Source organism: Kribbia dieselivorans NBRC 106261, from assembly GCF_001552435.1.
GTDB classification, from domain to species: domain Bacteria; phylum Actinomycetota; class Actinomycetes; order Actinomycetales; family Dermatophilaceae; genus Kribbia; species Kribbia dieselivorans.
Window position 1 is genome coordinate 1 of record NZ_BCRE01000201.1, and the last position, 2385, is coordinate 2385.

Below are 2385 nucleotides of genomic sequence, written 5' to 3' on the forward strand. Positions count from 1 at the left end.
CCGTTCGACGCTCCGGCCGTGGCGGTGACCGCGACCGAGACGGCCGAGGGCACCCGGGAACTCGTCGACGGCCACCACGACGTCCTCGCTCCGGAGCAGCGCGCGGTCCTGGCCCGCGGTCGCGTCCGGTTGGCGCTCGCCTCCGGCAGTGGCGGCGGCGCCGTCCTCGTCGGGGCCGACCCGGAGCACCCCGCCACCGTGCCGGCCTGCATCGCCATCCAGACCGACCCCGGCTCCCGTGAGGCACTGCGCGACCTGCTCACCGCTGCGCTCCTGCAGGTTCAGGGTGAGCGGGCTCGGGTGGCCCAGTTGTACGTCGACGCCCTTGACGAGGACGTCGTGAGCGTCTCGCGCAGCCTCGGCTTCGAGCATGACCAATCCGACTACGTGTACCTGCGGGACATCCCCGCGAGGAAGGCCTGACATGACCGCATCGCCCCCGGCGAACACCGCCTCGGCCGAGTTCGCCTCGACCTACACCCGCCACGTCGACCTCGTCGTCGCAGGCAACCTCAAGGCCCTGCTCGCCGACATGCTGCCCGAAAAGCTGCCCACGGTCTTCGAGGGCATCAACACTCCCGGCAAGGACGTCGTGTCCGCGCGGATCGTCTCCATGGCCACCGACGGTGACCGCTCGGTCGGCGAGGCCGTCTACACGACCGAATCCGGCGTCATCGGGCTGCGCTCCGGCTGGGGCCTGGTCGACGGCGCCTGGCTGGCCGACGAGCTGGAGAACTTCGAGGTGCCCGCCCCGTGACGGCGACCACCGACGCGGCGCTGGAGCAGCTCCCGACCGGGCCCGGCGTCGACGGAACCGACCTGCCGTACTGGGAGGGACTGCGCTCCGGCGTGCTCACCCTGCCGCGGTGTCGCGCATGCGGCACGTGGCGCTCGCTCGGGCGCGTGCTGTGCCCGGAGTGTTGGGCATTCGAGACCGACTGGGAGGCGGTGCCCGCCCGCGGGCGCATCTTCTCGTGGGCCCGCAGCCAGCGGGCGTTCATCAGCGAGCTCGACGTGCCGGTGCCGTACGTGACGGCGCTCGTGGAGCTCGAGTCGGCGCCGGTCCGCGTGCTCGGCATCCTGCTCGACGCCTCGGGTGATGCCTCCGGCGCCGATCCGGCCATCGGTGACACCGTCACCGGCGTCATCGTGCAGCCGGCCAACGCGGAGTACCCCGTGCTGCGCTGGCAGTCGGCGGCCGCGTCATGAGCGCGCTCGGACTACGGGGCGCCACGGCCATCGTCGGCGTGGCGAACCTGCATTACCCCCGTGGTAAGGCTCCGGCCAGTGAACGCGTCATGCTGCTCCAGGCAATCCTCGAGGCGTGCGCCGACGCCGGCATCTCCCCGCGCGACATCGACGGGTTCACGTCATACGCCGGCGGCGACAACAGCGGTCCGGTGCTCGCCGCCGAACTCGGGGTGCGTGAGCTGCGCTGGTCGTCCATGGTCTGGGGTGGCGGAGGCGGCGGGGCAGCGGCCTCCATCGGCGCGGCGGTCACGGCCGTGGCCACCGGGCAGGCCTCGTGCGTGGTCGCCTACCGCGGCATGACCCAGGCCGAGACGGGGCGGTTGGGCTTCGCGAAGTACTACTTCGACAACACCTACGTCCCACACGGGGTCGCCACCCCGGCGCAGGTCACGGCGCTGCGCACCCAGCGGATGCTCGAGGCCGAGGGCGTGCCCCGCAGTGCCATGCGCAACCTCGTGCTGGCGGCGTATCAGCATGCACAGAACAATCCGACCGCAGCCGGGTACGGCAAGCCGTTGACGGCCGAGGGCTATGACTCCTCGCCGTTGATCGTCGAGCCGTACCACCTGTTCGACTGCTCCCGCGAGAACGACGGCGCCGTCGCGGTGATCGTCGTCTCGGCCGAACGGGCCGCGGAACTCGGGGTGACACCGGCGTATGTCCTGGCCGCCGCCCAGGGCGCGCCGGGCGGGTATGCGTCGTGGGGCGAGAACGACGATCCGTACACGTCGGCCGGTTTCGCCGCCGGGGCATCGGGCCACGGCGTGGCCTCGCGGCTGTGGGCCCAGGCCGGGATCGCCCCCAGCGACCTCGACGTCGCCCAGGTCTACGAGAACTTCAGTGGCCCGGCGCTCGCCTCGCTCATCGACCACGGGCTCTGCCCGCCCGGAGAGGCGGCGGGGGAGTTCATGACCGTGGCGAACCTCACCGCTCCGGGCGGGGTGTTGCCGATCAACACCTCGGGTGGCAACATCGCCGACTCGTTCGTCAACGGGATGGGGCTGGCCGTCGAGGCGGTCCGGCAGATCCGCGGGACCTCGCCGAACCAGGTGCCCGATACGGATACCTCCCTGTTCATCGGGGGGCCGATGGCCCCCTTGGTCAGCTCGGTGCTGCTCGGCAGCGCCCGCACCC

Annotated in this window: 4 protein-coding genes; all 4 read left to right on the forward strand. The window is 71.9% G+C overall.

From position 1 onward, the window contains the following. A partial coding sequence (locus KD1_RS16935) for a hypothetical protein (protein ID WP_169795404.1) occupies positions 1-423 on the forward strand: 423 nt, incomplete at its 5' end. Position 424: 1 nt separating this feature from the next. Then, positions 425-757 (forward strand): hypothetical protein, encoded by a 333-nt coding sequence (locus KD1_RS14140; protein ID WP_068402981.1) that lies wholly within the window; start codon positions 425-427, stop codon positions 755-757. Further along, a complete protein-coding gene (locus KD1_RS14145) occupies positions 754-1209 on the forward strand; it encodes a Zn-ribbon domain-containing OB-fold protein (RefSeq protein ID WP_068402983.1) in 456 nt (151 codons plus the stop codon). Before KD1_RS14140 ends, KD1_RS14145 begins: the two co-directional genes overlap by 4 nt. Then, on the forward strand, positions 1206-2385 hold a 1180-nt coding region (locus tag KD1_RS14150), incomplete at its 3' end, for a thiolase C-terminal domain-containing protein (RefSeq protein ID WP_068402984.1). The genes KD1_RS14145 and KD1_RS14150, both read left to right, overlap by 4 nt.

Excerpts from the sequence above, each read along its gene's own strand:
- KD1_RS14140 (WP_068402981.1), top strand. The coding sequence starts at position 425 with ATGACCGCATCGCCCCCGGCGAACACCGCCTCGGCCGAGTTCGCCTCG.